The following is a 24077-nucleotide window of genomic DNA, read 5'->3' as shown; positions in this document are numbered from 1 at the left end:
CTTATACGTTTTTAACCCTTAGATTTATAAAATTAAAGAATTTGTGTTAATTCTGAGTTCACAAATCTTTGAGCATCAATGATAACACCTGATGCTGTTCGCCCGTAAACGCTATATAATCCACCAGTTTGATTCGGAGCAATTTCAACTTCATATTGGAACGAACCAGCTACACTTGGTGTTACAAAAGTAGAAGCATTTGCAGCGGCTAAAAAAGGAGTTGTAGATAGTAATTGTCTTGTGCCATTAAGTCGATAAACGCGGACTACTCCAGATAGAGAACCTCCAGTTAGATTAAGAATTTTGACACGCACACTAGAGGCATTAGCTGGTAGATTACCTGTATTTTCAATTGGACCAGTAGTTAAAGGCATATATATTCACCTCCTTCAAACAAAAAGTTATAATCTGCAGATTACATTTTTATAGTATGCAGTGCTCTGTTACATTCTCTAGTCATATTAACCAAGTCTTTTTTAATAAAAATTAAATAGAAAAACTAATAAGTGAAAATATAAACAAAGGTGAGACTGTCTAGCAAGGCATAATACCTGATAGAAACACCTAATGAGAGGGAAATATAAAAAATTATCAATAGTTAGTGATGGCGTTCAAACTGATGATTCTATTCGTCTGAAGGTTGTGTAGTGGTGCAGTCCACCATAATTCAAGACAGTGGATGTGTTGTCAGAAATATTGTCAATTTGTTCAAATTGAGAAATATAATCTTGATAAGTTTGGAGGCAATGACTTCTTAAAATAAGTTCATAGTGGTTTCAGTGAGGACAAAGGTTTTCAACAAATGGGGGAAGTAAAAAAATATAGAGCGATTACTATCGCTCTAGAATACTATTATATAATTAAAATTCCTTGTTTCTTTCAAGCTCTTCAACTCGTTTTTCTAATTTTTTAATTTTCTTTTCATTAATACCAGTAATGAAGAAAGCTGCAATTGCTATTGAAATAGTAAATATAGCAGAAGAATCCATTGTAATACCTCCCAATATTTTTAATTAAATTATAGCAAATATAGCCACAGCTCTCCCTGCTGAATTACAGGTACTTGCTTTTGAGAGTAAGCTAATGATTAATTTGTTTTTAAATGGTAAAATTAAACTGTTGTACAAAGGAGGTGTAATGCGTGGGGGAGTTCTTTATTGCAATAGTAATTTTAGTCTTGATAGTAGGGATTATAATTACCTTAAAAAAGATAAGAAGTACTAACTATAGTTCTACCAATCGAAGCCGTTCTAACTATTCAGGAAATAATACAACTGATTTTATTTCATCAGGTTCAGTCTTTTCGTTACAAGATACAGATAGAAATGATTGTTCAGACACCACTTCAAGTAACAGTGATTCTGGAGGTTCTTCGTGCGATTAATTTTTAAGTCGTTTCCGAATCGGAAATGGCTTTTTTATATTAAAATAAACTTCTATTTAATTGGTGCACCTATTAATCGCATCTCAATGACTTTCATTTTTACTCAGAGCTTGTGTCGGGGGAAGAACGGAGCGTTTACAACATGTATAAATTAAAAATATAGATGCGACAACTCTGATACGATGGTATAACAGGAATGTTTAAATTATTGTGATCTACTGTATTTAGTAAGGACACGTACAAAACGACACTGTGCACATGAAATGATAATTAAATATTCGTCAGTTTGAAGAAATGGTAGATATGGATGATGAAAGTCGATTGAAGCTAGAGCAGATGCAGGTGAATATTGATAAAACCAAATTGGAGATTGAAAAGCTTGGTTCTGATCAACAAAATAAACCTATAGAAATTAATATTGTCTGCAAAAAAAAAGCAACCTTAATTGGCTGCTTTTTTGTCGTTTTGTTCAATACCAAGAGCTTCTTTAAGGGATGCTTGAAGTATCTGAGAGAAGTTTAAACCGGCATCTTCAGCTGCATCTCTTAACCAGCGAGGTAGCGTACAGTTTTTAGTTACTGCTTTGTTAGCTGCTTCGTTACGATATGGGGGCATATAGATGTCAATAAATACAGTTCGATCAGTAGAATCTAATAGCTCGATGCTTTCAGGAGTCGAAGGTGCAGGAACAGGTAAGTCCTTTTCTTCTAATTCTAAAATACGAAATGCCAACATTTCTTTAGCTTCTCGAATACCAGAAGTAATATTTTCGGCCAGGATGGCAGTTCCTTCGAAATCAGGGAAATACATTCCTAAACCACCTTCAGCAACTTCAACAACAACAGGAAAGATAAAATGATTTGGGTAACTCAATTTAAAACCTCATTTCTGATTTAGTTTTATTTAATTATTTAATTATTATATGTTTATCCATACGAGGTAAGGTAATAAGCAAAGCGGAGAGGTTAAAACTTAACCCCTGATGTCCGTTCGATACTTCTTAAAGTTCCTTTAGGAATCGCTTGACCACTACTATGATAGCTAATGTCTGCAAATCTTGTTGGGTCATCTTTATGTATGTATCTTTGATGACTGCCAGGACCCTTATGAGTAGGAGATTTGATGAATCCTTCTTTTTTGAGTCTTTTTAGCGCTTCTCTTACGGTTACTTGCTTTCCCATTACCTTACCTCCTTTCTAATTCTATTATAACACGCATTAATAATGCGTGTCTATTTTGGAGTGCAAAAATACGCGTGTTTTTTATGCGTGTAATGTTAAAGGAGTTGAGTAAAATGACACTATTAATTGAAAAAGAAGTAAATCCACATTTCGAAACTTTCCTATTCGACTGGCGTTGTAAGACTCAACTCCTCGTCGGTGGTTATGGCTCATCGAAATCCTATCATGCTGCATTAAAAATGATCTTTAAATTACTTGAGGAAAAACGTACAGCTTTAGTCGTTCGTGAAGTTTACGATACCCACAGGGAAAGTATGTTTTCTTTATTTAGCGAAATCATCGAAGATTTGGGGTTAGGGGTAAGTATGAAGATAAGCTCATCACTAATGACAGTAAAGTTTCCGAACGGATCAAAAATCATCTTCCGAGGTATGGATAAACCAGAAAAGCTAAAATCAATCAACAATATCTCACTTATCTGGTTGGAGGAATGTAGTGAACGACATTATAAGAAGTTTGAATATCGAGATAGCGCAAAGTTTACAAGCAGGTGAAAGCTACACTGAAATGGCACACAGGATTGAGAATATGGGGCGTTGCATCCATGGATATTCAGTGCAGGTTTCTTTCGATTTACTTAGTAAACGATAAACTTCCTGAATATAGACGAGGCAGAGACTACATGGATGATTTAGGACTAACGTATAGGCAGGAGTTTAACAAAGCTTACAAAGAAGTTAAGCCACCAAGTGTGACTTTACCTTATGTAAGTTATTACGAGTGGAGAAAGAAATTTAGCAGAGAGGAGTAAAAATAAAGAGAAAATATGTGTTATTAATCTTCCTCAATAATCGTGCTCTATTGGGATTTATGCTTATCTAGTGGGGAATTTTACTTAAACTAATAACGCAGATGATGGGGTATACTAAAAATCAGAAATAGATTGTTAAGAATTATACTTAAACTAAAAAGACAGAATAATCTAATTCAAGGAAATAAGTTAAATTTAAATGATAAACTAGAGTTTACTTATAACTAATTAAGAAAAATAAACTTATATGATAGATAATAAATACTATATAGAGGTGGAATTATATGCCTAAAATTGACAATATGTTAGCAATTCTATGGATGCTTCGTTCAGGTGAAAAAATTACTGCAAAACAAATTTCGGAAAAGTTAGAGATGAATATAAGGACTGTGTATCGTTATATTGATACAATTTCAACAAGTGGCGTACCTATAATTTCAGAACCAGGACATAACGGTGGATACACTTTATTGAACAATTTTATTGAGGCTCCTCTTTTTTTTGATTTTGAGGAGCAAACTTCACTTTATCATGCTGCTGTTTTTGCAGAAGAAGCTGGATATTATGGCGGCGAAGCACTAAATAGGGCTATTTCAAAGCTAAGCAAATATTCAAATCAAGAGCAGAAAACAAAGATCAACCAACATTTAACTAGTCTTGAAGTAATAAGTCGATTAAGTTCACTCTCTATGGAAGCTTTTTTGAAGGAGTTGGAGCAGGCCATAGCTGACGGGTACTCAGTAAAAATTCTTTACCATAAAAGTGGCGAAAAGCAATTAAATTATAGATTGGTCGATCCGTACAGAATTATCTATTGGAATAATAAGTGGTATGTGATTGGATTTTGTCATCTGAGGAATGATATCCGTAGTTTTAGAGTAGATCGAATTGAAAGTCTAATGCTAACCGAAAATAATTTTAACCGGCCAGAAAATTTTTCAGCACGTGACATTTTTATAAAAAATCTTCTTCCAACTATAGAAGATAAAGATAGGATTATTTCTTTGGTTATTAATGGGGATAAAAGTGTATTGGCTGATATTTGCCAACATTGGTTTTTAGGACATTATTTACAAACACGGACTTCAAATCAAGCAGTTTTTCTTCTTGATAAAGATATAATACATACATATGTACCTTATTTACTCTTACCATACAATAAATCTATTAAAGTTATTGAGCCAACAAGTCTTAAGAAAAGAATTATTGAAGTTCTGTCGGAATTAATAAAATTTTATCAAGTATGATAACTTCCCTGACGTTAACTGTCAGGGAAGTTATTTTATAATAGCTATATCAATTGTGATTGGAGTGTTATTGGATGCAAACAAAAAAAGTTTTTCTATATGTATTTAATACAATGTCGGACTGGGAATATGGATATTTAATTGCTGAACTTAACTCAGGAAGATATTTCAAAAAAGATTTAGCACCTTTAAAAGTAATTACAGTAGGAGCTAATAAAGAAATGATTACTACTATGGGAGGACTGAGCATAAAACCAGATATTTCACTTGATGAATGTATTCTTGAGAGTAAGGATCTTTTAATTTTACCAGGAGGGACTATTTGGAGTGAAGAAATTCATCAACCTGTCTTGGAGAGAATTGGCCAAGCTCTAAAGTTTGGCACTATTGTTGCTGCAATTTGTGGTGCAACTGAGGCTCTTGCGAATATGGGATACTTAGATTCTAGAAAACACACAAGCAATGACCTAGAGTATATTAAAATGGTCTGTCCTAATTATAAAGGGGAAAAATTTTATGAGATGAGACCTGCGGTATCTGGTGAGAATTTGATTACTGCATCAGGAGTAGCACCTCTAGAATTTACGATGGAAGTACTGAAAAAATTAGATGTATTTGCACCCGACACATTACATTCATGGTATAACCTAAATAAGACTCATAAACCTGAATACTTCTTCCAGTTAATGAATTCAATAAATAGCTGAGCTAAAAAATCAACTTAGCAGTTTTATATTAGTTCAAATAAAAATCATGCTTTAGACAATGTCAAAGTATGGTTTTTGTATATAACTTAAATATAGTTTATGGAAGTAAAAAACTTACAAAGCACTCCTGAAGTTGTTATAAATAGAATTGGTAACTAAATCTCTTTTTAATCTTATTGAACAAAGGTGTGTTTTTTTCTTTTGCAATTATGTTGGAACAATCTTCTACAATCGGGCGCGATTCTATAATAAGGATTAGTGCTCGGTTTCATTAAAGGGCCAGATTGCGGAATATCAATTTTTTAAGATATGGTACAAATAACGACACTTTGGGAAGGTATATATTTTAATTTACGAGTAGATGGAAAAAATAGTTTATAATTTATATAATGGTAATTCAAGGAGTTGATTATTTTGGAGAAATCTAAGAAAAAGGAATTATTAGACTGGGTTAAGTCTACAGTAATAACGTGTGTTATTGTTATCGCTACGATGGCATTTATTGTTTCCCCAACTAGAGTAGGTGGTGCTTCAATGATGCCAACATATGAAGATGGAGACTTCGTTCTAGTAAATAAAATTGGTAAGAAAATTTCTGGTATTGCAAGGTTTGACGTTATCGTATTCAAAACCCCTAATGATGAGATTTATATTAAACGTGTCATAGGATTACCAGGAGACCATATTGCTTATGAGAATGACACCCTTTATGTAAACAATGAAGCCTCGGAAGAACCATATTTAGATTTGTATAAAAAACAACTACTAGACACTGGTACACTAACAAAAGATTTCACTTTACAGTCTTTAACAGATCATTCCACGATACCAGAAGGCTACTTATTTGTTTTAGGTGATAACAGGAGAAATAGTATTGATAGTAGATATTCTAGTGTGGGATTAGTACCAATGGATAAAGTATTAGGGAAAGCCAACGTTAGATTTTATCCATTTGACAGTGTAGGTATTGTTAAATAATACGATTCATCAGAGAACCTATAATTACAATAACGGATATTTAGTGTTACAAGGATTTATAAAGTATACAAAAAAAACCTTATAAACGTTCCCAAAGGAAACTTTGGTGACATTGAAAGGAATTCAATAACATCTTCTAGAAACCTTAATATATCAACTTAGGAGGTTTTAAATGTCTTCTCATATTAGAGTTCGAGCTGGTGCAATAATAATAGAAAATAATGAAATATTATTAACGGTGTATAATGACCCAATAAGAGGTATCGTTTATGATTTACCTGCTGGAGGTGCAGAACCCAATGAATCAATTATAGATACAGTAAAAAGAGAAGCCAAAGAAGAAGCGTGTATAGATGTAGAAGTAGGTCCACTAGCTTTTGTTTATGAATACACACCTCACCTTAATTTAGATAAATTTGGTAAAATACATACATTGGTTATGATGTTTGAATGCAAAATAAAAAGCCCTAGTACACCAAAATTTCCAAAAAACCCGGATTCAAATCAAATAGATGTAAAATGGCTACCTATTTTAGAGTTACAAAATATTGAAATGTACGCAAACATCGGACCTTATTTACAGGAATATACGCAAAATCCTAGAAACATTGATTTAATAGAAGAGCATAAACTAAATGAGGTATATCAAGTTCGTTAGAGTTATTTTATACAATCCCATACAAAATAACGTTCCCAAATAGAAGTTTGGACGTACACCAAAAAGTCACGAATGTTGTTAAATCAACGTTTGTGACTTTTCTTGTGACATTTTTGATTCAGCTTTTTATGCAGAGAGCGGTTCTATGAAAAGTAGCAACTCTAGAATGGTTAAGTTTTTATTATTCCTTTTCATGTTTTAAAATTTCCCTAATATCAAGGCATCTGTTAACTGTTAAATATTAATGGATAAATCACTTAAAATTGGAACTTCTATTCATGCTAGACGTATTAAAGTAAAGGGACTGTGTCAGTTCAAAGAGATATATGTAACGTAATCATTAAAAGAGAAAACGAAATGAGTATTTACATAGTGATATTACCAATGATTAGTATGTTGTTAGGTTTATATTTAGTGTGTCTGGGACTCTGGGAATTAAGACTAGGTATAGATAGAAAAAGATTTATAACCTTCTCGTTTACAGGGCTATTTTTAATCTTTATATTACCGAACATGTTTGGGTTTCTTCAATTTAATTTTTAATAACTTTCAATAAATATCTATCTGCTAACTGAAATATAGTTTAAGTGAAAATTAAGTTGAAAAGGGATGAAATGGAGTGAGTAATGATATTAAACGATTTAAGAAAATAAGTGACAAAGTAATATACGGCTCGACTGCTGAAGAACGATTTAAAGAAGTGCACGGGATAACAATTGAGGAATGGAAATCAAAAGGAGAAGAAAGATTTAAAGTTGAAACAGGAATGAGTTACGAAGAATGGTATATAAAAAAGGTTATTTCTTCGACACCAATTGATTATCTTAAAAATCTCAATGGCTCTGTTTCTCAGGACGATATAGAACTGGTTAAAGATTTACAAGAGTTGGGGTTAAATGATGGTGTTATAAATGTATTACTGGATTATGTAAAAATTGTTAGCAAAATTGGGTTTATTCACTCGTTGGTGAGAGATATAGGGGAAAGTTGGCTCAATAAGAACGTCACAACTATTGAAAGCGCTATGGCATTTGTCAGGGAAGAGTGGAATAAATAAAGTCCTCAAAATATATACTTCAATATCAACGTACTATCGCAAGCGAAAATGGTGAATTACCCGACGGCTTGGAGGAAGCTGAGCTCGCATTTTTATATAAAGTATTATGGACTGAAAAGGGAATGAACATTAGTGATGCAACAAAGAAAGGGAGACAAGGGCTTAGTATAATATTGGTGATGCACTCCCAGGAACGATGAGTAAGTTAAGGAAAGAGGTGGTGGAGAACCAATGGATTATTTTTCATTGATTGCTATTATATTTGTCTCACTTATTGCAGCTGTTGTTTATGAAATAAAAAAGAAAAATGATATAAAACTTGAACAAATTAAGTTAGAAAGAGATAAAGTAGCTTTGGAACAAAAAAGATTGGAAATTGAGAATAAAGTGGATTAATGATTCAACTGACGGGAGCTTTATATCAATAGCACTCAACTATTTAAAAAATTTTTATAAAATAATATCTAATCAAGCCATTCATTTTGTAGTGAACCCCAAAAGTTAGACTTATTTCGAAGAGGAGTTCTTCCTCTTCGTTATTTTAATTTAAAAGCTCAATTTTTGAATCAAACCATTGTTCCATGAAATTTATTTGTTCTCTAATTTGCTCTTTTGTGTAATTTTCATCCTCTGAAGTAACGACCCATTTTTCTTCAATATCATCATTTCTATGGACAATTGCGATAAGTTTACCTGTAAATTCATCTATTGGCCCCTTTACCTTATTTGAAAGGATATAGACATCCTGTTCCTCTCTATCGCCACCAATGATTCCAGGTACGTAACCATAATTTATCGGATAGACATTATCAAAATCATCCTTATAGCCCATTGGCCGATCTACTATTATTTTCAACTTTTGTAGTTTATGAAGTTCCATAGCGACTTTTGTCCTTTCTATGCAGCCAATCTTACACGATAGGTTACTGGACTACATCCAAATTTACTCTTTATTCGCTTGTAATTGTAATAGTAGATATACTTATCAATCGCTTGTTTTATTTCTTCAAAACTAGTATAGGTAGTCCCATAATATATTTCTTGTTTCAGTAGGCCAAAGAAATTTTCCATTGGCGAATTGTCTAAGCAGTTTCCTTTTCGAGACATGCTTTGAAATATTTTATTGTTTTTCAGTAGATTTGCGTATTGTCTCATCTGATACGTTATGAACGCAAGCTCCGCACGTAAATAATTCATTTTCTCGTTCTAATTCTTGTTCACGCGATAATTTCTTTTCTTCCTTTGTTTTCTTCGGTTTGTCTGACATGGATGGACGTCCTTGCGTTTTTGGAGAAATTCCACCGATACCATGTTTTCTAAATGCCGTAGTCCACAATGAAACCATCGAGTCATTTGGCAGATTGAATTTATGAGCGACATCTCGGATAGATTCTCCACTATTTAAATAATAGTTTATGACATCAAGTTTAAATTGAATAGTGTAATTCGAACGTCTTTCCTGTTTCCTAAGAGAGACAAATCCTAATGCAGTTACTTGTTTCACCCACCTTCTCACCACTCCATGGCCTGAGGAATTACTAAATTGAAGAGCTAATTGTCTATAACCTCCATGCCCTTGAATGTAGGCTTCAACGACTTTTTTCTTAAACTCATAATCGTATTTTGCTAAAATAAATGCACCCCAAAAGTTAGATTTTTGGCCTAACTTTTGGGGTGCAGTACAAAATGAGTGACTATTAATTATTGCACCTGCTCGTTGCTTGTATTTTAACTTTTATAATAATGGTACCCCACGGTACCCCAGAAAGTACCCCAATTAAAAGAGTATATATGTGTTTATATGTGTTAAAGTATTCATTCTTAAAATTTTATTTTTGAATTCAAAATAAAATTTTATAACCTTCATTTTGCAACCTATCGAAATCTCCAAAGCCTAAACCCCGCCAAATCAGCATTTTTACGCTATAATGTAGGACGAGGTGAAGAAAATGTTTGTGAGTGAAAAACAGATTGAGATTCGATATGCGGAGACAGACCAAATGGGTGTTGTCTACCATGCCAACTATATCATTTGGATGGAGATTGGACGTACGCAGTTAGTGAGCGATGCGGGATTTGAGTACGCTGCATTAGAGAAGGAAGGGTATGTGTCGCCAGTAATGGATTTATCTATTTCCTATAAGGCTGCTATGCACTATGGACAGGTGGCAACCGTGCGTACTTGGGTAGAGAAACACGATCGTCTACGTACAACATATGGTTATGAAATTTTACATGAAGATGGCACGATTGCAGCAACAGCACAGTCCGTACATATTCTAGCACATAAAGAAACATTACGACCTGTTTCTTTAAGTAAAATTGACCCTGTTTGGGATGCTAAATATAAAGAAATTGCAGTGGCAACGAAATAATATCAGCAGCTTGATGTTTACATTAATTGAATTGAAGTAAGCCAAAGGCAGGACCAGAATAATAACTGGTGCTGTCTTTTTTCTTTTAACCATGTTAAATGCATCAAGTTTTTTATCTTGCATAAAATTTGTTATATGCTATGATTAGAACAAATGTTCTGTATGGAGATGGGGGAAATTATGCAACTATACATATACGATAATCGCTTTAAAGCGTTCATTGACCAGTATCAATTAACAGCTGAACAACTTGAATATACAGGAACACCGCAAGAGAGTATTGCGCTTGCTAAAGAGGATGTCAATCGACATGCCATTTTAGCAATTGAGGATGGAATGCTTGTAGTATTCTTTGTGTTACATCGAAAAGAAGGTGTAAAGCCATATTGTGAAAATGATGATGCCATTTTAATAAGAGCTTTTTCTACAGATTATCGACATCAAGGGAAGGGCTATGCAAAAAAAGCTTTAATGTTATTACCTGACTTTGTCAAACAGCATTACTGTGACGTCAATGAAATTGTATTGGCTGTTAATGTAAGAAATGAGGCGGCACGAGGACTATATAAGAAGTGCGGTTATACCGATAAAGGTGTAAGAGTGATGGGAATAAAAGGGGAATTAATCGTTATGAGCTACGATTTGTAAAAAGAATTGCAAAAAATCCACTGAGCCATTAAAGCAAAGTGGATTTTTACTAGCTAGATAAGCAATGTCTAATACTTTGAAGTATTACTTAGCTCGTTTAAACAAGAATTTCCAAGAAATGAAATTGACAATGACCAGTACAAAGAAATAAATAAAAGTACCATAAGAAATGCTTGTTGCCAGTAGATAGTGTATAAATGCAAGTATACCTAATGGAATAAATAATATTAAGGCCTTCCAACTCTGCCCATCACCGATTTCGTCAAAGGGCTTCGTGAAAGGAACTTTGTTTTCAAAGCCCATGTAGCAAATGATTGTGTACAAACAGCTTGCTACTAAAACAATCAATAAATCTGGAATGATTCTCGGGCCATAAATAAAGCAAAATACGATGCTAAGAACGAGATACAGCGGAATATATAGCTTTATTAAAAAGGCTTTTAAACTACCCTTTTGTAAGTCTGTATAGTCTTTAATTGGAAAGACTTTGTAGATCCAAGCCGCTTTATATTTTGCGGAATGACCTAACATCATCACAGCAGATGGAATAATCAGCATACTAAAATAAATATTTAAATAGCTTATACTGGTCGAGTAGTCAACATGATCTGACCGCATCATATTAAACATAAAAATAAATGGTATCACGAAAGAAAACCCTAATGATGGATACACTTTTAATTTGAAATCCCGTTCTTGTTTCATCATAAGAGAGGCAAAACGGTAAAACGCCTTTTCTTCACTTGTTCGGCATATAAAAGATAAGAAATAATCTTTTAAACGACTTCTCTTTTCCTTCTTTGATTTGCTCGTACTTAATAACTTTTGTAAATTGCGCTCAAATGTTGGAATTAACTTTATATAGAGCCCTATTGAAATAAGTGGTATAAAGACGGAGAAGATAGTGCCTACTAACGTGAAGTAAGAGTTATTACCATTTAAGATAAGCTCATAAGGAGCGGCAAACCACATAGGGATGATGAAAATACTCCACCATTTGAACGTTACGACCATTTCAAGGTTGACAAACTCAAAGGAGCGAATAAGCACTTGATAACCAATCATTAACACTAAGGATAAGCCAATTTGCACATAATTAATGATGTCCTTTAGCTTTTCTCCATCAAAAAATCTTAAAATCACAATATACAAAATGGTTGTAAGCACGACAATGAAAATATTGATGAAGATAAGAGCGAATACGGTTAATAGAAAGAATAATATTCCTTGTGTAAACAAGCTGACTAAAAGGGGAATCGCTGTTAAGGCAATTGTTAAATAAGTTAAATAAATAAGGATATGCAATATTTTAGCGGCATTTATCGTTTTAGCATTGATCGGTTTCGTTGACAGGATGCTTCTGTCACGGACATCAAGTAGTACAGAAGAAAAATCGGAAATCAAAGTAGTCATCACGATAAAGATAACTATGCCGTATGCAATGCTCATTTGAAAATGATAGTTATCACCAAACCCCATAAAAGGAATGAGTATAAGACCATAAAGGGCGTAAATCCATAAAGATTTGAAGTAGCTATTTTTTTGATCTTTTTTATTTTGGTTAAAGATGGTTGGTACTTTTCGTTCATCCATCGTTAGTTTAATATGGAGGATTTGTCTCATAATCGAATAATCAATGCCCATTTTCCGAAAAATAAATTGCATTTTATCAAGTAGTTGCAGGACTTTGAAATCTTTCATTACTACACCTCCTGGACAACCGCTACGAATTGTTCACCAATTTCTTTATGATTATGAAAACCTGTTAGTTGGTTGAAAATCCCCTCTAACGTTCCGGCCGTATTAGCTGCTTGTAGTTGAGCAAATGTTCCATCAGCAGCGATTTTTCCATCATTCAGTAATATAATGCGACTGCTGATTTTCTCGACTACATCCATGATATGGGAGGAATAAAATATCGTTTTACCTTGGGCTGCTAATTGCGTTAAAATCTCTTTGAAAATCATGACACTATTTGCATCCAAGCCGTTTATAGGTTCATCCAAGAACAGTAAATCTGGATTATGTATAAGGCTAGCGATAATTAATAGCTTTTGCCTCATGCCTTTTGAATAAGAAGATATTCTTGCATGATAGGCTTCTCCAACACCGAACAATTCCATTAATGATTTAGATTTGGCGGTCGCTACATCTAAATGCAATCCGTAAAGCTGGCCGATGAAAGTCAAATACTCATAGCCAGTTAAATTATCATAAACATCGGCTATTTCAGGCACATAGCCAATTTTCCGTTTATAATCAATGCTATTTTGTTTAATATCCTCCCCAAATAGCTTAATTTCACCACCATATTCCCCTTCAATCCCCAATATAATTTTGACAGTTGTACTTTTGCCAGCGCCATTCGGACCGATGTAGCCAATAATTTCGCCTCTTGACACATGTAAGTCAATTCCTTTTAAAATTTCTTTGCTGCCATAGCTCTTCGTTAAGTTCATAATCGTTAAAATCTCTTGTTGGTCCATGTTATAGCTCCTTTCTGTTTAGAAAATTAACCATACAACGGTATTAGCACCATTTTTCATCGTGCTATATATTATTATACATGATTTTAGCAATCTGTTATTAATTACAAATTCCTTTGTAAAAATTTGATTCGCTTTAACAGGAGATTTTCTGCAAGTGTAGAAAGTATATTCTATATAATTCAGTAATTTTCAGGAATAGGTGGCAATTTTGATTATTTAAAAAGGGATCACGCAGTCGAAGCAGCACTTCAGTTTATTACAAAACATTTCCCTCATTGCGATGGGGCTTTATTGGCTGGAAGTGTCATTCGGGGAGAGGCGATAGAGACCTCGGATTTAGATATTGTCGTTTTTGATAAAAATCAAAAGACAGCCTAATGAGGAGCTAGATAAAATGAATATTGATAATGTAGTTTTAAAATTACTTGAGTATAGTACTTCAAAGCCTAAAATAGAAATAACTTGGGATAATAATCAGACCAGTTTATGCGAAATTGATACATTTTATGACACAGACAACGGATTAGAACTTCATGACGAAGGCTATGAAGAATATCATGTTGCATTGGTGAAAGAGGTGACGAATAACAAATATATCGAAATAGGAATAGGTGATAAAAGACCTGTAATTATTAAATTAGCAGATACAGGGGAAGTTATATTTAACAAATAAATATAACTATGATTAACTTACTTAACATTTAAAAATGACCAAGTTCTCTATTAATATTGAATTTGGTCATTTTCTATTGCTATTAATTAAAACTATATGTGCAATAAATGTGTAGTTGAGCAAAGTTAATCGTAACATGATGATTATAAAGAATATTCCGAACCCCTATAAAAATTAGTTATGCAAGACCTTTAGCGAAAATTATTAATTCGCTTGGCTTCGCCTTGCACCATATGGTGGAAAATTATTTGACGGTTTTTCAGTAGGGAAGTAATAAGCATCCTAATGCACAAGTGAAAATTTTGAAACAAATTGTCCTTTCTTGCGTAGTACAATAGGAAGGACAATATTTTTAATGATAAAATAACATTAAGTATTTATTTAAAGGTGGGAAATAGAATGGGTTTATTAAAAGCAGGTATTGGGGCATTAGCAGGTGTATTAGAAGATCAATGGCGTGAGTATTTCTACTGTGAGTCCTTATCAGCAGATGTCCTTGTTGCTAAAGGTATTAAACGCACTTCGAAACGTGGCTCAAATAAAGGAAACGACAATCTGATTAGTAATGGCTCAATCATTGCCATTAATGAAGGGCAATGTATGATGATTGTTGAGCAAGGCAAGGTAGTGGAGTTTTCTTCCGAATCCGGTGAATATGTTTATGACACATCTACAGAGCCATCTATTATGTATGGGGATGATTTGTCAGCAAACATTACGGAAACGTTTAAGCAAATTGGAAAGCGTTTCACATTTGGTGGAGAGCCTGCTAAAGATCAACGTGTGTATTATTTCAATAAAAAAGAAATCGTTGGCAATAAGTACGGAACACCTGCGCCAATTCCTTTCCGTGTCATTGACCGCAATATTGGCTTAGATATTGATATTACCATTCGTTGTCATGGTGAATATTCTTATAAAATAGTAGACCCATTATTATTTTATACAAATGTCTGTGGAAATGTAGAGCGTGAATATACGCGGGATGCCATTGATAGTCAATTGAAAACAGAGCTTATGACGGCATTACAACCAGCATTTGCTCAAATTTCGGCAAGTGGCGTGCGCTATAGTGAAATCCCTGCGCATACAGTGGCGCTGGCAGATGCTCTTAACAAAGTGTTATCTGAAAAATGGTTGGCAACACGTGGTTTAGCAGTCGTATCATTTGGCATTAGTTCATTAAAAGCTTCTGAAGAAGATGAAGCGATGATAAAACAACTACAGCGCAATGCAGTGATGCGTGATCCTGGGATGGCGGCTGCGCATTTAACTGGGGCACAAGCAGAGGCGATGATTGCAGCTTCACACAATGACGGCGGTGCAATGGCTGGGTTCATGGGGATGAATATGGCAACACAAGCGGGTGGCGTCAATGCAAGCCAACTATTCCAAATGAGCGAGCAAAATAAACAGAGACAAGCAACAACGCCACAACAATCGAGCCCATCCAATGCTTGGACATGTTCATGTGGACAAGAGAATACGGGTAAGTTTTGCTCAAACTGTGGTGCAGCAAAGCCAGTAGAAGAAGGCTGGCCATGTTCATGTGGCACAATCAATAAAGGTAAATTCTGTAGTGAATGTGGGGCGAAAAAACCGTCTGGCGCATTGCAATATGCTTGTGATAAATGCGGTTGGCAGCCAGAAACTCCTGCAAATCCTCCGAAATTTTGCCCTGAATGTGGCGATGTTTTCGATGATAATGATCTAAAGTAAGGAGATGACTGATGATGACGACGCAAGAAATGGAAAACGTCAAAGAGGCAAAGCTAGAATTCGATGCTGAATGTCCATCATGCAGTGCATCAATTGAGTTTAACCCCGCAACAGGCAAGCTAACTTGTCCATATTGTGGCTTTGAAACCGAGATTGCCAAACCGGAAAAGGAACAAGAAAAAGTGGCCCAAGAAATGGATTTTGCAAAGGCCGAAGAGCGAGGAAACTTTAACTGGGGTGTAGAGAAAAAAACGGTTGTTTGTAAAGCTTGTGCTGCTGAAACGATTTATGATGCATTACAAGTAGCAGATAGCTGTCCATATTGTGGCTCAAATCAAGTAATGGAAGCGAGTGCTTCAAATACACTTGCACCAAATGGGGTATGTACATTTGAAGTAACAGATAAACAAGCAGGCGAAAATTTTCAAAAGTGGATTAAAAGTAAATGGTTTACGCCAAAGGCTGCTAAAATTAGTGCAAAGCCGGATGCTTTTAAAGGTGTTTATCTACCTTATTGGACGTTTGATACAAAAACAAGCTCACGCTATTCGGCAAGCTATGGTAAGCATCGAACGGTCACTGATAAGGATGGCAATCAGCGTACAGTTACAGATTGGTATACTACCAGTGGTTTCTATCAGGAATTTATAGATGATTATTTAATTAGTGCAACAACTCGCTATGATCGTCAGATGATGCGAAAAATAGAGCCATTTAACTTATTAAATAATAAATCCTATAAACCAGAGTATGTAGCAGGATTTCTCTCAGAACGCTATAGCATTGGTTTACAGGATGGCTGGAACCAAGCAAAGAGAGAAATTCACGATCATTTAGAAGCGGAAATTACGGCAAAGATTCGTATAGAAAAATTTGCAGATGTTGTCTCCAATTTGCGATTTTCTACAACACATGATGACATTACATATAAGTATTTAATGTTACCAATATGGCTTTCTTCTTTTAGATATAAAGAGAAAATTTATCGATTTATGGTGAATGGTCAGACAGGTCGTGTTGGAGGAGACGCACCGATTTCGCCATTGCGTGTAACAATTGCAGTCCTTGTATCGTTAATGATTGCGGCGGTAGTCTGGTATTTCTTTATGAATGAATAACGAATAATAACCGTATCCTAGAAGTGTGTACATTTTTTACTTTTAGGACACGGTTTTTTATTGTGAATTTTGTCGAAAAAATGTCGAACGCTGTAAAAAAATTGTGCAATTATGATAAATGTCACTATTCATCACGGTTCTGTCTATGTATAGTTGCATAAGTTATAAGGATTAATACTTTACAATAGACAGGGAGCACAGCATTTAATGAACAAGAAAATAGCATGGGTTACAGATACAGCAGCATTGTTAGATGAAAAATTCATACAGGACAATCAAATTCACGTGTTACCACTCAATATTGTTTTTGAAGAGGGCGTATTACGAGAAACTGTTGATATGACACATGATGAATTTTATGACAAACTTCGTACTACTAAAACACATCCAAAGACATCGCAACCTGCCATTGGTGAAGTGGTAGCGTTATATAAATCGTTAAAACAGCAAGGCTATGACTGTGCTATTGCTATTCATACTTCGCAACATTTGTCGGGCACTTATTTAAGCGCTTTCACAGCAGCACAACAAGCACAATTTGAAGTATATCCAGTTGATTCTAAAATCGGTTCATTCCCAATGATGAAAATGATAGAACTCGGGCAGCAATTAGAACGCGAAGGCGTCCCACCACAACAAATCGTTGAAAAAATCAATGAACTTGCAGATCATAGCGAGCTGTCCTTTATCCCAGCGAGCTTATCACAATTGCATAAAAGTGGCCGTGTGTCAGGGACACAGGCGTTTTTGAGTCAACTATTAAATATAAAAGTCGTTATTTCTTTTGATAATGGTAAAGTTGTCATGAAGGAAAAAGTACGTGCACTAGCAAAAGCAAAAGCATATGTAGAAAACCTTCTAATAAATGATTTAGACTCACATCAAATTCCAGAAGTAGCTGTTATTCACTGTAATAATGAAGAAGGTGCGATGAATTGGAAATTAGCCCTAGAAAAAGCGTATCCGTTTATTATTTTTCACGTTCTGCCATTGAGTGCTTGTGTCGGTGTGCATGCAGGGGAAGGAACACTTGGACTGAGTTGGGTACGCAGACCGGAGACAATCGCACAAAAACAACAGGAAAAAGAATTAGTGACGGTCTAAACGAACAAACGAATAACAAAAATATGGCATGTGAAGTTGCGAAATTCCTATAAACAAACTATTATACAGTCAGAGAGCTTTTTCATTAAATGAACTGTAGTTGTAATGTTATTTTTGAATAATGATAGATTATTCAAGTATGGAGGTTTCGACAATGGACGCAATTGAAGTGTTAACTAATTTAGATCAAATACATGGGTATTTTCAACCTATATTTAGCGCTGATGCGCATACGGTGATTGCCTACGAAATTTCCGGACAGTTACAAATAGAAGGTCAACAAATCAATTTAAAAGATTTTGTGAATAATGAAGATATTCCAGAAGAATATCGGATTGATATGGAGCATAAAATTTTACACGCTGCATTAACGCAGATAGACACAGTAGCACCCGATATTGATATTTATATTCCAAGTAATCCGAACTTGTTAATGCAAGATTTCGGTGAAAGTCATTTTAATATTATTCAACAATATATAGGGGAAGAAGATTTACATCGTATTGTCTTAGTTGTTTCCGAGCATCGATTTTTAGGCGATATTAATAAATTGCACCACGCTCTTCGCTATTTTACAACATTCGGTATGAAAATTGCTGTGCAAGAAGTAGGTGCTGAAAGTCATTTAGAACATATCGCATTATTATCACCTCAAATTTTAAAGGTTAATATACGTGATTTGAATTATGACTCATGGTCTGCACAATCTGATATGATTTCAGCCATTGGAAGCTTAGCTTATAAAATCGGGGCTAACTTATTGTTTGAAGGAATAGGAACTGTTTACCAATTGCAATTTGCTTGGAAAAACGGGGGACGATTCTATCAAGGTTCTTATTTAGCAAATGCTGCAAAGACATTTGTGGAGAAAGATATATTAAAGGAACGTTTTAAAGAGGAATGTCAGCAATTTATAACATCTGAAAAGAAGATGCTTCAGGCACAATATTTCGAGTTGAAGAAATTAAGAGAAGAGTTAGAAGCGATTGTTCATCGAGTAAAGCCTTCTAGCGATAACATTTCTCAATTAGAACATTTAGCAGAGCTTTTAGATCATTACTCTTTCCGATTATATATCTGTAATGAGGATGGTTTCCAATTAACGCCTAACGTGATGCGTGTAGAAGGGATATGGGAATTACAGCCAAATGCAATTAATAAAAATTGGAGTTGGCGACCGTATTTCCTACAAACGATTATTAAAATGCGAAATGATCAAAATGGGGAAATTTCAGAACTGTATCGAGATATCGAGACAGGAGAAATTACGCGAACATTTTCGATTGCCATTAATGAACACGAATATTTATTTGTCGATCTTTCCTATGATTTTTTATATGAACATAATATATTTAGATAGACTAATAAAAGCTTATATAGCAAGAGTGGAGGGGTACAAATATCGTTTGTACCCCAAATAAAGGTAAAAAATAGGAATTAACCAAATGTCATTCATGTTTTAGTTCTTCATAAGCCAACGACTGAGCATATGCCTTCATAACCATTTCTGGAGTATCTCTGATCATTTTGGCTATCTTGGTAACGGGAATACCTTCGGCAATAAAAATACTTACATAAGTGTGAAGTAGTACATGTGCGGAGAATCGTTTAATCTGCTGCTTCTTTTTGCAAGTGTGAAACAACTGAACTGCAATAATGAATCTTTAAAGAGTGCCTTTGTGGTGCTCTTTTTCAAATAGTTGTTTAAAATCTTCCTTCCATGGTGTCGTAATTTACGCCAATACTGCGTCCGAATGAGGAAGTGGGAACCATTTAATTACAATTTATGTCTATATTGAAAAAGGGAGGTATCATTATGTGGTTAATATTAGGCCTTATTACTATAATAGCAACTTTTTTCAATCTATATAGGTATATAACAGGTAAAGATTATAAACTCGCGATGGCAATGGGGTTATCATTTACTGCATTGACACTCTGTGCAGAACATAGCCTTGTATCTAATTGGGTAAAAGTTGAAGATTGGGCGGCTTTATTGGATGTTGTTCCAACTATGGAAAAAACGTTATGGTTACTAACCATTGTTTCAATTTTACTAAATATAGCACCTATCCTATTAGAACGAAAAAATAAAAAATAAATACTTATTGTTGTTCATTTGGATATACAGCGTTAAGAGCAAAATGTCCTCCATCCGCTTTCGGCATGTTGAGTTATATAATATTTGTGAAAACAAGGTTACCTAATAGAAATGAGGTGCTTAATTGAGGAGACAATTTTCTTTAATGTTAGTTACGGCAATCATAGTAGCAGCTTGTTATTCAAAAGAATTAAGTATTATTGAAATTCAAAGTGTTCCAACAAAAGTAACGGAAAGAATTAATCCTAATTCCACACTGCAATACATTCATGATAGTGAAAAGGGAGACGCCTATATTATTTTTCAATCTTTAGAAACAGTTATAGCTCAGCTTGAAGTGAAAGAGAACATATTAGACATAAAGTTAGATAGTGTAAGTCAAGAAAATAGTGAGTTAAAACAGTACGTATTTAAAATTACTCGTGGTGATGCAAAATATGACACAGTTCAAGTGTTAGTAAACGGATACGCTACGCCTTTTGATATTGTCTCGGGTTTTTAAAGATATTTCAAATAACGTTCTTAAATCACAGTATAGTAATTAAATTTTATTTCTTACTTCACTTAAATAGTAGCAGGAATTTAAAAATCTAATACTATTAAACTCATTTGATGAAATTTTCGGGTGGGTCGATTAAATAATCAGATGCTCATTATCTGGTTATTTATTTTTACCCAATTATACTTGTGTAAACGTTGTTCTAGAATTATTGCAACAAATGCTTTTGTATAAGGGAAGATAATCTTGTCATATACAGCAGCCTAATCTACACAAGCAAAAGAACGAGATGAATTTAACTTTGATTTTATTATAAACACAAAAACGTCACTCATTTAAAATGAGTGACTGGGATTTTATTTTGAAAGATTTACTTTATATCCAGTTTGATTTTTCGCATGGTTTGGATTTAAGAATACTGAACGATCATTTTTTAAAACAATAACTTCAAAGAAAGGTTTGAATCTTTCTTCAGAAATCCCGAAAGCTTTTAAGAATTTAGCAAATAGTTTTTGTTCTTGGATTTCAGCTTCACCATCAGATAAAGATGAATCGATAATATTAACTAAAATGCACATCTTTTGAGCATCAGTTAATGCTGGAGCCGCTTCAAGTAAAAATTGGTCTACTGAATTTCTATTTACGTATTTAATAACTTGGTCCATTAAATCATTATTGTTACCACCTACATAAACTGTACTGCCTTTTTTCTTACCTCCAATAACTGATAACAACTGACCTATTTCCTCATTATCATATTCACCATCTGCCCCCATCATATAAAGTAAAGATGTTACAAATGCAAAATGGGGATTCATACCTTGTTTGTTATGAACCTTGTCCCCTTTAAAGATATCAAATAATCCCACTAATAAATCCTCCTATTATTTTAATTTATAAAAATTACATTGAAGATATGTAATGTTTTATCTTAAATCTATAATTGCCATCATTGTTAAGATTGTATCAATATTGGTAAGTGTTGTCAGTAATAATCGTGTGAATTAAATGCCATTCTATGAAATGTAACCTTAAATGGTGATTTTGTAATTTACTAGTAGTTCATAATAAGTTACCTATTCAATAGCATATCCTTTAACCTACCTCCTAATCATAAAAGATAGTTATATTTGCACCAGTTGCTAAGCAAAGAGGGTCTTTTATATGTGTAAACGTATATCAAATTTGACAGTTTAGTGAAAAAATACATGTCTATAAAAATATGAATTTTATTAGAAAGTCAATTGTTAGACAGTGTATTTTTTAAAAATACTACTTTCATAGTATTAGAAAATAATAGTAACGCCAAAAAATGACGGTGTATGTGGCGCGATGTGGCGTTATTGCATGGGATTGGAAATTTCAGTCTTAAAAAAAGGTGGTATGACCGCCAAAAAACGGCGTAAATTTATCCTTGAATTTCCATTAATGGAAGTGATAGTATGGTTTTGGAAGCGGAATAAATCTATTTTTAGTTAATTATGGTACTCGTGATAAGTGAAGTAAATTCTTTATTATGAAGATACGTTAGTTGATTTAAAAATAATTCCGTTACATTTTTTTAAAATACTTTTTCAAGGGAGTGTTTTTTATGTTAGGTTGCAGTAGCTTATCAATTCGTACAACAGATGATAAAAGTTTATTCGCTCGCACAATGGATTTTACAATGGAACCAGATAGTAAAGTGATTATTGTCCCACGTAATTACGGCATTCGATTGTTAGAAAAAGAAAATGTAGTCATTAACAATTCATATGCTTTTGTTGGAATGGGAAGCACTGACATTACATCACCAGTTCTCTATGATGGGGTAAACGAAAAGGGATTAATGGGCGCAATGCTTTACTATGCTACATTTGCGACTTATGCTGACGAACCTAAAAAAGGCACAAGAGGCATCAATCCCGTGTATGTAATTTCTCAAGTTTTAGGAAATTGTGTAACTGTCGATGATGTTATTGAAAAATTAACTTCTTATACATTATTGAATGAGGCCAATATAATACTTGGCTTTGCACCCCCACTTCACTATACATTTACAGATGCTTCTGGTGAATCGATTGTTATTGAACCGGATAAAACAGGCATTACCATTCATCGAAAAACGATTGGCGTCATGACGAATAGCCCTGGCTATGAATGGCATCAGACAAATTTAAGAGCTTACATTGGTGTCACACCAAATCCGCCACAAGATATAATGATGGGAGACTTGGATTTGACACCGTTTGGGCAAGGGGCAGGGGGCTTAGGATTACCAGGTGATTTTACGCCGTCAGCACGTTTTCTTCGGGTAGCATACTGGAAAAAGTATACTAAAAAAGCCAAAAATGAAACAGAAGGCGTAACAAACTTGTTCCATATTCTATCTTCTGTAAATATCCCAAAAGGTGTTGTTTTGACAAATGAGGGGAAAACGGATTATACCATCTATACCTCAGCTATGTGTGCACAAAGTAAAAACTATTACTTTAAACTGTATGACAATAGTCGAATTTCAGCCGTTTCCTTAATGGCTGAAAATTTAAATAGTCAAGATTTAATTACATTTGAGTGGGATCGTAAACAAGATATTAAGCAATTAAATCAAGTAAATGTAATGAGCTAAAAATTGCCTATTATATAGTACAAGGTATTAAAAAATGCCCCCGATTGTTAGATATATGAACAATGGGGGGCTCTTTTTCGATAGTAAAATACACAAGGTCATTAGAATTAAAAAGGTTTGTGGAATGTTAATATATTGTTAGAAATTATTTCACTGTAAAGATAGGAAGTTACTTTCTTGTAATGCTTTATCTAATCATTGAAGCTTGTAATATGGTGTAGCTTACATGAAAATTTATAATTGAGGTGTTACTATGGAAGAAATTATATTAAATGATTGTATTGTAAAAATAGACAAGGAAAAAACTATTGGATTGTTTAAAGACTTGCCGAAAGTATCCAAAAAAGCTCATTGTGGTTGTGAGGATTGCCAACTTTTCGCTAAGCAAATTCTATATGCCAGTCCACAAGTTTTGGATTTCTTTAGCAGAGGTCTGGAGAGCTATTCCTAATAAAGACGGTTTTGATACATATAGTGCAGATTATCATTTTATAGGTGCTATACAAGGCACAGATGATTTAGATTGGATTCAAGTAGGAGAAGCATCTTTTGGACTTGCAAATTAGCGATTTACCAAGTCCAATGATTCCAAGTACCTTTTCACAGCCAATTGTAGAATTAGCTGTGAGAATAACAATGCCCCATATGGAGATGTAATATAGAAAAATTATTCTTATATACTACAAGGCAATGATACTAAAGAAAGGGAAGTCTTATGAA

26 protein-coding genes and 3 pseudogenes are annotated in these 24077 nt (G+C 34.1%); 19 read left to right on the top strand and 10 right to left on the bottom strand.

The window, feature by feature from the left end:
- Positions 1-32 precede the first annotated feature (32 nt).
- The 4 genes from FC748_RS07360 to FC748_RS07350 form a co-directional block, all read right to left on the bottom strand.
- On the bottom strand, positions 33-374 hold the full coding sequence (locus FC748_RS07360) for a hypothetical protein (protein ID WP_024361862.1): 342 nt from the start codon (positions 372-374) through the stop codon (positions 33-35).
- A gap of 486 nt (positions 375-860) precedes the next feature.
- Positions 861-989, bottom strand: coding sequence for a hypothetical protein (locus tag FC748_RS22400; RefSeq protein WP_255313812.1), 129 nt, complete (start codon positions 987-989; stop codon positions 861-863).
- 836 nt (positions 990-1825) lie between these two features.
- Complete coding sequence (locus tag FC748_RS07355; RefSeq protein WP_108030888.1) at positions 1826-2257, bottom strand: type II toxin-antitoxin system HicB family antitoxin; 432 nt, start codon at positions 2255-2257, stop codon at positions 1826-1828.
- Positions 2258-2349: 92 nt separating this feature from the next.
- Positions 2350-2565 (bottom strand): type II toxin-antitoxin system HicA family toxin, encoded by a 216-nt coding sequence (locus tag FC748_RS07350; RefSeq protein WP_108030887.1) that lies wholly within the window; start codon positions 2563-2565, stop codon positions 2350-2352.
- Between the two features lie 113 nt (positions 2566-2678).
- Between FC748_RS07350 and FC748_RS07345 the strand changes: the two are divergent.
- The 7 genes and pseudogenes from FC748_RS07345 to FC748_RS22020 all read left to right on the top strand — a co-directional run.
- Positions 2679-3086, top strand: a pseudogene (locus FC748_RS07345) (PBSX family phage terminase large subunit); the annotation flags it as partial.
- Between the two features lie 574 nt (positions 3087-3660).
- Positions 3661-4623 (top strand): helix-turn-helix transcriptional regulator, encoded by a 963-nt coding sequence (locus FC748_RS07340; protein ID WP_108030886.1) that lies wholly within the window; start codon positions 3661-3663, stop codon positions 4621-4623.
- A 74-nt stretch (positions 4624-4697) separates the two neighbouring features.
- Entirely contained in the window at positions 4698-5330 is a 633-nt protein-coding gene (locus FC748_RS07335) for a type 1 glutamine amidotransferase family protein (RefSeq protein ID WP_108030885.1), read from the top strand.
- A 414-nt stretch (positions 5331-5744) separates the two neighbouring features.
- Positions 5745-6308 carry a signal peptidase I gene (gene lepB / locus FC748_RS07330; protein WP_108030884.1) on the top strand — a complete coding sequence of 188 codons (564 nt, stop codon included), beginning with the start codon at positions 5745-5747 and terminating at the stop codon, positions 6306-6308.
- 172 nt (positions 6309-6480) lie between these two features.
- Entirely contained in the window at positions 6481-6966 is a 486-nt protein-coding gene (locus FC748_RS07325; RefSeq protein WP_024361854.1) for an NUDIX domain-containing protein, read from the top strand.
- Positions 6967-7585: 619 nt separating this feature from the next.
- A complete protein-coding gene (locus FC748_RS07315; RefSeq protein ID WP_108030883.1) occupies positions 7586-8023 on the top strand; it encodes a DnaD domain protein in 438 nt (145 codons plus the stop codon).
- A gap of 231 nt (positions 8024-8254) precedes the next feature.
- Positions 8255-8419 (top strand): hypothetical protein, encoded by a 165-nt coding sequence (locus FC748_RS22020; RefSeq protein ID WP_158694859.1) that lies wholly within the window; start codon positions 8255-8257, stop codon positions 8417-8419.
- A gap of 145 nt (positions 8420-8564) precedes the next feature.
- Here the strand turns inward: FC748_RS22020 and FC748_RS07310 are convergent, their stop codons facing one another.
- From FC748_RS07310 to FC748_RS07300, 3 genes and pseudogenes are all read right to left on the bottom strand, one after another.
- A complete protein-coding gene (locus tag FC748_RS07310; protein ID WP_024361852.1) occupies positions 8565-8903 on the bottom strand; it encodes an inorganic pyrophosphatase in 339 nt (112 codons plus the stop codon).
- A gap of 17 nt (positions 8904-8920) precedes the next feature.
- A pseudogene (locus tag FC748_RS07305) lies at positions 8921-9184 on the bottom strand (transposase); the annotation flags it as partial.
- Entirely contained in the window at positions 9144-9527 is a 384-nt protein-coding gene (locus tag FC748_RS07300; protein ID WP_167492648.1) for a helix-turn-helix domain-containing protein, read from the bottom strand. The pseudogene FC748_RS07305 and the gene FC748_RS07300, both read right to left, overlap by 41 nt.
- Before the next feature lie 445 nt (positions 9528-9972).
- Between FC748_RS07300 and FC748_RS07295 the strand changes: the two genes are divergently transcribed.
- Entirely contained in the window at positions 9973-10398 is a 426-nt protein-coding gene (locus FC748_RS07295; protein WP_024361851.1) for an acyl-CoA thioesterase, read from the top strand.
- Positions 10399-10578: 180 nt separating this feature from the next.
- Positions 10579-11046, top strand: a complete 468-nt coding sequence (locus FC748_RS07290; RefSeq protein WP_024361850.1) for a GNAT family N-acetyltransferase — start codon at positions 10579-10581, stop codon at positions 11044-11046.
- 84 nt (positions 11047-11130) lie between these two features.
- Here the strand turns inward: FC748_RS07290 and FC748_RS07285 are convergent, their stop codons facing one another.
- Complete coding sequence (locus FC748_RS07285) at positions 11131-12747, bottom strand: hypothetical protein (RefSeq protein WP_108030880.1); 1617 nt, start codon at positions 12745-12747, stop codon at positions 11131-11133.
- Positions 12748-12749: 2 nt separating this feature from the next.
- Entirely contained in the window at positions 12750-13532 is a 783-nt protein-coding gene (locus FC748_RS07280) for an ABC transporter ATP-binding protein (protein WP_025219418.1), read from the bottom strand.
- 198 nt (positions 13533-13730) lie between these two features.
- Between FC748_RS07280 and FC748_RS22275 the strand changes: the two are divergent.
- The 8 genes and pseudogenes from FC748_RS22275 to FC748_RS07240 all read left to right on the top strand — a co-directional run.
- A pseudogene (locus FC748_RS22275) lies at positions 13731-13898 on the top strand (nucleotidyltransferase domain-containing protein); the annotation flags it as partial.
- A 31-nt stretch (positions 13899-13929) separates the two neighbouring features.
- Entirely contained in the window at positions 13930-14208 is a 279-nt protein-coding gene (locus FC748_RS07270; RefSeq protein WP_024361847.1) for a YxxD family cognate immunity protein YxxD, read from the top strand.
- A gap of 399 nt (positions 14209-14607) precedes the next feature.
- Entirely contained in the window at positions 14608-15927 is a 1320-nt protein-coding gene (locus tag FC748_RS07265) for an SPFH domain-containing protein (protein WP_025219420.1), read from the top strand.
- A 14-nt stretch (positions 15928-15941) separates the two neighbouring features.
- Positions 15942-17045, top strand: a complete 1104-nt coding sequence (locus FC748_RS07260) for a TFIIB-type zinc ribbon-containing protein (RefSeq protein WP_024361845.1) — start codon at positions 15942-15944, stop codon at positions 17043-17045.
- A 207-nt stretch (positions 17046-17252) separates the two neighbouring features.
- Complete coding sequence (locus tag FC748_RS07255; RefSeq protein WP_024361844.1) at positions 17253-18149, top strand: fatty acid kinase binding subunit FakB; 897 nt, start codon at positions 17253-17255, stop codon at positions 18147-18149.
- 154 nt (positions 18150-18303) lie between these two features.
- Entirely contained in the window at positions 18304-19509 is a 1206-nt protein-coding gene (locus tag FC748_RS07250) for an EAL-associated domain-containing protein (RefSeq protein WP_024361843.1), read from the top strand.
- A 456-nt stretch (positions 19510-19965) separates the two neighbouring features.
- Positions 19966-20250 (top strand): hypothetical protein, encoded by a 285-nt coding sequence (locus FC748_RS07245; protein WP_024361841.1) that lies wholly within the window; start codon positions 19966-19968, stop codon positions 20248-20250.
- Between the two features lie 145 nt (positions 20251-20395).
- Positions 20396-20752, top strand: a complete 357-nt coding sequence (locus FC748_RS07240; protein ID WP_238600214.1) for a peptidylprolyl isomerase — start codon at positions 20396-20398, stop codon at positions 20750-20752.
- A 353-nt stretch (positions 20753-21105) separates the two neighbouring features.
- On the opposite strand, the gene FC748_RS07235 is transcribed toward FC748_RS07240, so the two are convergent.
- Positions 21106-21618 (bottom strand): tellurite resistance TerB family protein, encoded by a 513-nt coding sequence (locus tag FC748_RS07235; RefSeq protein ID WP_108030878.1) that lies wholly within the window; start codon positions 21616-21618, stop codon positions 21106-21108.
- A gap of 722 nt (positions 21619-22340) precedes the next feature.
- On the opposite strand from FC748_RS07235, the gene FC748_RS07230 reads away from it, so the two are divergent.
- Positions 22341-23357, top strand: coding sequence for a bile salt hydrolase (locus tag FC748_RS07230; RefSeq protein ID WP_108030877.1), 1017 nt, complete (start codon positions 22341-22343; stop codon positions 23355-23357).
- Between the two features lie 308 nt (positions 23358-23665).
- Positions 23666-23923, top strand: coding sequence for a hypothetical protein (locus tag FC748_RS22270; protein ID WP_244311194.1), 258 nt, complete (start codon positions 23666-23668; stop codon positions 23921-23923).
- Positions 23924-24077 lie beyond the last annotated feature (154 nt).

The organism is Lysinibacillus sphaericus, assembly GCF_005217585.1.
GTDB lineage: Bacteria > Bacillota > Bacilli > Bacillales_A > Planococcaceae > Lysinibacillus > Lysinibacillus sphaericus.
The sequence above is the reverse complement of the archived record's forward strand: the minus strand, read 5'-3'. Positions and strand labels throughout refer to the sequence as shown.